Origin of the sequence: Blautia sp. HCP3S3_D9, from assembly GCF_052063845.1 — a bacterium.
Classification (GTDB): domain Bacteria; phylum Bacillota; class Clostridia; order Lachnospirales; family Lachnospiraceae; genus Blautia_A.
The window spans coordinates 1-5,666 of sequence record NZ_JBQHWS010000175.1 but is presented as its reverse complement, the minus strand read 5'-3'; the positions used below and the strand labels follow the sequence as shown (position 1 = coordinate 5,666).

Annotated in this window: 7 protein-coding genes and 2 tRNA genes; all 9 read left to right on the top strand. The window is 36.0% G+C overall.

Annotation, left to right across the window (positions count from 1 at the left end):
- Positions 1-36: 36 nt before the first annotated feature.
- The 9 genes from ACTNES_RS19085 (at position 37) to ACTNES_RS19045 (ending at position 5,486) form a co-directional block, all read left to right on the top strand.
- A tRNA-Asn gene (locus ACTNES_RS19085) sits at positions 37-109 on the top strand.
- A 4-nt stretch (positions 110-113) separates the two neighbouring features.
- Positions 114-187: transfer RNA gene (locus ACTNES_RS19080), tRNA-Asp, on the top strand.
- Positions 188-530: 343 nt separating this feature from the next.
- A complete protein-coding gene (locus tag ACTNES_RS19075; RefSeq protein WP_291809648.1) occupies positions 531-767 on the top strand; it encodes a hypothetical protein in 237 nt (78 codons plus the stop codon).
- Positions 742-2,163 carry an ATP-binding protein gene (locus ACTNES_RS19070; protein WP_441040400.1) on the top strand — a complete coding sequence of 474 codons (1,422 nt, stop codon included), beginning with the start codon at positions 742-744 and terminating at the stop codon, positions 2,161-2,163. Before ACTNES_RS19075 ends, ACTNES_RS19070 begins: the two co-directional genes overlap by 26 nt.
- A gap of 108 nt (positions 2,164-2,271) precedes the next feature.
- The gene (locus tag ACTNES_RS19065) at positions 2,272-2,496 is read left to right on the top strand and encodes a hypothetical protein (protein WP_291809654.1); all 225 of its coding nucleotides are present in this window, start codon (positions 2,272-2,274) and stop codon (positions 2,494-2,496) included.
- A 6-nt stretch (positions 2,497-2,502) separates the two neighbouring features.
- Positions 2,503-2,697, top strand: a complete 195-nt coding sequence (locus ACTNES_RS19060; protein WP_291809657.1) for a hypothetical protein — start codon at positions 2,503-2,505, stop codon at positions 2,695-2,697.
- Positions 2,698-2,734: 37 nt separating this feature from the next.
- Positions 2,735-3,181 (top strand): flavodoxin, encoded by a 447-nt coding sequence (locus tag ACTNES_RS19055; RefSeq protein ID WP_441040399.1) that lies wholly within the window; start codon positions 2,735-2,737, stop codon positions 3,179-3,181.
- Positions 3,182-3,361: 180 nt separating this feature from the next.
- Positions 3,362-4,318 carry a PD-(D/E)XK nuclease family transposase gene (locus ACTNES_RS19050; protein WP_291807198.1) on the top strand — a complete coding sequence of 319 codons (957 nt, stop codon included), beginning with the start codon at positions 3,362-3,364 and terminating at the stop codon, positions 4,316-4,318.
- A 322-nt stretch (positions 4,319-4,640) separates the two neighbouring features.
- On the top strand, positions 4,641-5,486 hold the full coding sequence (locus ACTNES_RS19045) for a hypothetical protein (protein WP_291807201.1): 846 nt from the start codon (positions 4,641-4,643) through the stop codon (positions 5,484-5,486).
- Positions 5,487-5,666 lie beyond the last annotated feature (180 nt).

The window sequence follows — 5,666 nt, the reverse complement described above, 5'->3', positions numbered from 1 at the left end:
CAACATGTATGTAGTTTTGAAGGTGCAAACCTTTATTCCTCCTTAGCTCAGTCGGTAGAGCATGCGGCTGTTAACCGCAGTGTCGTTGGTTCGAGTCCAACAGGGGGAGTTGAGGCCCAGTGGCTCAGTTGGTTAGAGCGCCGCCCTGTCACGGCGGAGGTCGAGAGTTCGAGTCTCTTCTGGGTCGTTAATATATTATAGATTAAAAGTAGACGAAGTGTTCATAAGTAGCACTTCGTTTTTTATATAGCAAAAAACAGGTTTGTATAAGTTGATGTATATAAAGAACATGTGCATCAACTTATTTTATGGACAAGGCAGTCAGAAAGCTGTATATATGACTTGTAGAATGATTGGCAGTTGAAGAAATTAAGGCAGGGTGTGTTATGGTCAGATGTCTATAGCGTATCCCTGTTTTTTGTTTTGGAAAAAATAATTTGTCCAAACAATTAAATGATACAAAAAGCACTTCAAACGATTCAAAGGCATATAAGCAAAAGGAGAATCAAAAGAAGTAAGGAGCCTATGTGATGAAAGAAAATGAAAAAAGTGCAGAAGAATATGAAGAATTAAAAAAGATCATTTCTGCTGTAGATGAGGTTATGGAAAACACAGCCCTTCTGGATAATATTAAAAGTGAAAAAGAGTTAGAACAGGTAATGCCGGTATTATTAGCTTCATTGGGAAAATATGCGCAGGCTGACCGGCAGAACAGGTTATATCGCGGATATTTTACAGAGCATGTTAAACACAATCGTATCAGATGAACATCAGCCGATGATGCGTGAATTCTGGGATATTTCGACCCTGTCTGAGCGTTTGAAAGATACTGACAGTGTTGTCATTGAATATAAGACCCGGGCTGACTCGTGGAATATGGCGCGATTCATTGCCAAAAAGCGTGATTTGGCAGGAAATATATTGAATGCATTGTATGTAGTTCGGAAAATTGATAAGGAAAAACAGAAAGAAATTGAGTATAAACAGAAACTGATGGAAACCGCAGAAGAGGCACGCCGTGCGAATATGGCAAAGACAGATTTTCTGCGCCGCATGAGCCATGATATTCGTACACCGATCAACGGAATTCAGGGTATGATCACGGTTGCGGAGCATTTCCCTGACAGTTTGCAAAAGCAGGAAGAATGCCGTGAGAAGATAAAGGAAGCTTCCGGATTCCTGCTTGACCTGGTCAACAGTATTCTGGATATGAATAAACTGGAATCCGGCGTGATCGTATTGGAACGTACTCCTTTTGATTTAAAGGATGTTTTACATGAAAGTCTTGAGATTGCCAGAATGAATGCGGATTTTCGTGGAGTAAAGGTATCAGTAGATCATAGCAAAATAAAACATTGTCATCTGGTTGGAAGCCCGCTGCATTTAAAACAGATTTTACAGAATATTGATGGAAATGCCATAAAATATAACCGGGAAGGCGGTTCAGTTTCTTTTTCTGCTGCTGAAATTGCATGCGCAAATGGTGTGGTTACCTATAAATTTGTATGCTCTGACACAGGACGTGGCATGAGCAAAGAATTCCTTTCCCATGCCTTTGAGCCATTTGCCCAGGAGAACGCCAGTGCCCGGACTGCTTATATGGGTACAGGTCTGGGACTGCCGATCGCGAAGCAGCTTGTTGAAATGATGGGCGGAACAATTGAGGTAGAGAGTGAAAAGAATGTTGGAACGACATTTACGACGACCATTCCATTTGAAATTGATACCGATTATGAAGAAGCTATTACTTATGAAAAATCAGACGAAGATGGAGATGTGACTGATGTAAAGGTACTTTTAGTTGAAGATAATGAATTAAATATGGAAATTGCGGAATTTCTTCTTGAAAATGCAGGCATGGAAGTAACGGCTGTTTTTAATGGAAAAGAAGCTGTAGATGTGTTTGCCTCATCAGAAGAAAACTATTTTGATTTAATCTTGATGGACATTATGATGCCGATTATGGATGGACTGACGGCGACCAGAACGATTCGTGCAATGAAGCGAAGGGATGCTAAGAAAATACCTATTTTTGCAATGACCGCAAATGCTTTTCTGGATGACATGGAGGAAAGCCGTAAAGCAGGCATGAATGAACATCTGTCAAAACCACTGGATGAAAGTCAGATGATGAGTGTGATAAGACGTTATGTTGCAAATTGAGTTGTTTAACTGAAACTGTGGAGCAGATTATTTGATTATGAGCAAGCAAAGCAGATTGAGAATATCCGCTTGACATGATAATAGATATTTACAAAGGAGAGGGACAAAATGAAACCAACAAGCATATTGATTAAAGACACAACAAAAGAAGACAGGATTCGTATTGTTCAGGAAGGGCTGAATCAGTGTGGTGGAGCCTGTGATTTCTGCAATGGCTGCGATAATCTGGGCGGTGGATCTGTGGATGCTTTTTATGAACCATACATTAATGGAGAAAAAGAACTTCGTGAAATTAATGAAGAATACCGAAAGAATATGGGGATTGTGAGATAGAACAATATGAGACCACTGGAAATAGAAAATTCTACGGAAGAAGAACGCAGACAATATATAAAAAATACTTTCAAATGCATTGCCGATTGTGATATGTGTGGTTTATGTACCATATTTCACGGAAAAGATCCGGAAGTAGCGTATGCAGACTATATCAGTGGAAAACGTGATTATCTGGATGTATCAAAGGATTACAGATAATCTTTATCATTGTAATAGAAAAAGAGAGGAATATAAAATGAAAACATTAGTTGTTTATTTTTCACAGACAGGAAAAACAAAAGCCGTGGCTGAACGAATTGCACAGCTTTCTAGTGCGGATTTGATCGAGATTAAGACTCATAGGTCTTATCAGATGTCCTATAGAAAAACTGTATTTACATCATTAAAAGAAATTCTGTTGAAAGAACGTCCAAAACTGGATATGGAAATTCCGGATATTTCTGCATACGACCGGATATTGATTGGAAGTCCGATCTGGTGTGGAACACTTCCAAATGCAGTATTCAGTTTTTTGGATAAAGTAGATTTGAACAGAAAAAAGGCAGCAGTTTTTACAACCAGTGGAGCTACAGAACCGCAGAAGATTGCGGTGAAAATCAAAAAGAAATATCCTGCAAGATGGTGCAGACCATTTAACGCGAACCATGCAGCAGATGAAGATATCATAAGTTGGTTAAAATAACATTTCCGATATGGCATCTGGGTTATACTCAGGTGCTTCTTTTTATTGCAGTGGATGCATAGGTAATAATAATATCCTAGTGATAGTAAATTGAATGTTGTTACAACCCTAAAGTTGGAGTATAATAAATATATGGACGAAGAATAGTTTTAGAAATGCCGTAGAAAAGGAGAGAAATTTTTGAATACAGAAATTCGAAATACTATTCTTACGACAGATAAAGACGCACAATATGATGAAAGTGCGAAACGATTACTTGGTCAGAAAAGTATACTGGCTCATATATTAGTAAAGACAGTTAATGAGTTTACGGGAATGGATCCAAAAGATGTGGTTTCCTACATTGAAGGTGAGCCATTTATTAATACTGTTCCAATAGAAAATGGTCTTACTAATGTTGTTAGTGAAAAAGATGGATCTCGTGTTGTAGGGTTTAATTCTGAAAACCAGGAACTTCATGAGGGAATGATACGATTTGACATTATATTCTATGTCAGGATGAAGGATGGATTATCGCAGATTATTATCAATGTGGAAGCGCAAAAGGACGAACCGGATGGATACGATATATTGAACCGGGCAATCTTTTATGTAAGCCGAATGATTTCCTCACAAAAGGAAAGAGATTTTTCAAATTCAAATTATAATGATATCAAGCGAGTCTATTCCATTTGGGTCTGTATGAATATGCCGGAAAATAGTTTAGAACATATTCATTTGGTAAAAGATAGCATTGTAAATTCCCATGCGTGGAAAGGCAAAATGGACTTGGTTAATATCGTAATGATCGGACTTGCCGAAGAACTTCCGAAGCATGAGGAGAAATATGAGTTACATAGATTATTGGGGGCATTGCTATCTCAGTATTTAACGGCAGATGAAAAGTTGAATATTATTGGAAATGAATATGCGATTCCGATGGAAAAAGATTTCAGAGAGGATGTGAGTGTTATGTGTAATTTAAGTCAGAAGATTAAAGAGACTGGGATTGAAACCGGAATTGAATTGGGTAAACGGGAAATGATTATGAAAATGTACAACAAAGGTTATACAGTTGCTCAGATCGCGGATGTGGCTGAAATGGCTGAAAAACAGATAAACGAGATTATAAAAAATGCTGAGTTGTTACCAGTATAAAATGTAAAAATTGATCTGATTATATGAAGCTTGTACAAATCAGATGGTTGGCGGGGTGTTACGATAGGCATCTCGCCATTTTTATTATATAATTTCATGAGTAGAGAGATTTTTGAGATATTGAACAAGTAAAAATAAAGAGGTGATAGATTGAGTGATTTAAAATTTCAAAAATTAACACCGACCAGGGATGTAAATTTAAACGCTTATGAAGAGGGATTCGAATTCATATTTAATAATAGTGATAACTGGAGTTTACGAAAATAATTTATATATTATCAATTCTGCAAATATTAAACTTTTTTTAGAGTTTGCATATCAGATGGACGAAAATATGGAACAAGGCCATATAATGACAGCTATCATGTCAAAGAAAGATCAACCATTATGCAAATATGTTTGTGGTAATCTTAATGATACTATAGAAATTATAATTACTATGCCTACAAAAGGAATTGATGATGACGAAGAGATTATTCTTTATATTTTAAATTCAGATCAAGTGAATGAAGAAGTAAAAAAAGAGTATATTTTCTTATTAAAAACTGTATTACACGATTTGAGTGAGGTAACGGATAAGAATTGCATGGATGTTTTATTAAGCAGACATTTGGTAGAAGAATCTGCAGAAAATATTTGTGAATATTTCTCAAAACAATCGTTAACAGATATAATGATTAGATTTATCAATGAAATTTCAAGTGAATTGAATTTTTCAGTAGTAGCTTATGATGAGAATATAATACAGAAATTTGCAGAGTGTGTCCAGTCTAGTAATGAAATTGTGAATACACATTATAGAAGTATAGTCTCTGCAAAAGGAAAAGTATTAACAGATTTTAGTAATGTGGATTTGGTTAAGAAAATTCTTATTTCTGATAATATACAAGATACAAATAAGGTCGTTCTTTTGTGCGAGATAATTAAAAAATTTGAATGTGATAGTATTAAAGAGGTATTGATTGTTGCAGGGTATGAAGAAGTAAGTAAGCTTTTAGACAGTAAAATTCGTCCTAGAATTTTAGCAAATAGAAAGCATGAACAACTGTTGGAGGCACTCAAAGAGAAGCAGTTTATTACATCTTATGAATTAAATGAAAAATCGGGTATTTATAATTATACTCGTTCATCTAAAAAAAGAAATAATTTTCCAACAGAACTCCTTTAAAAGGAGAGCTTCTGGTCAAATGGATAGTAAGCAGTGTTATCAGAATTTAAATGTTAATACCACAGGAGAAAGTGTGAATCCATAACTTGAATTTTGGGCGCACTTTCCCCTTGGTGGAAAAAGTCTTTTTTTAAAGCTTATTGGGCTTGTGCAGCACACTGCTGCTGTATAAGTTTTAAT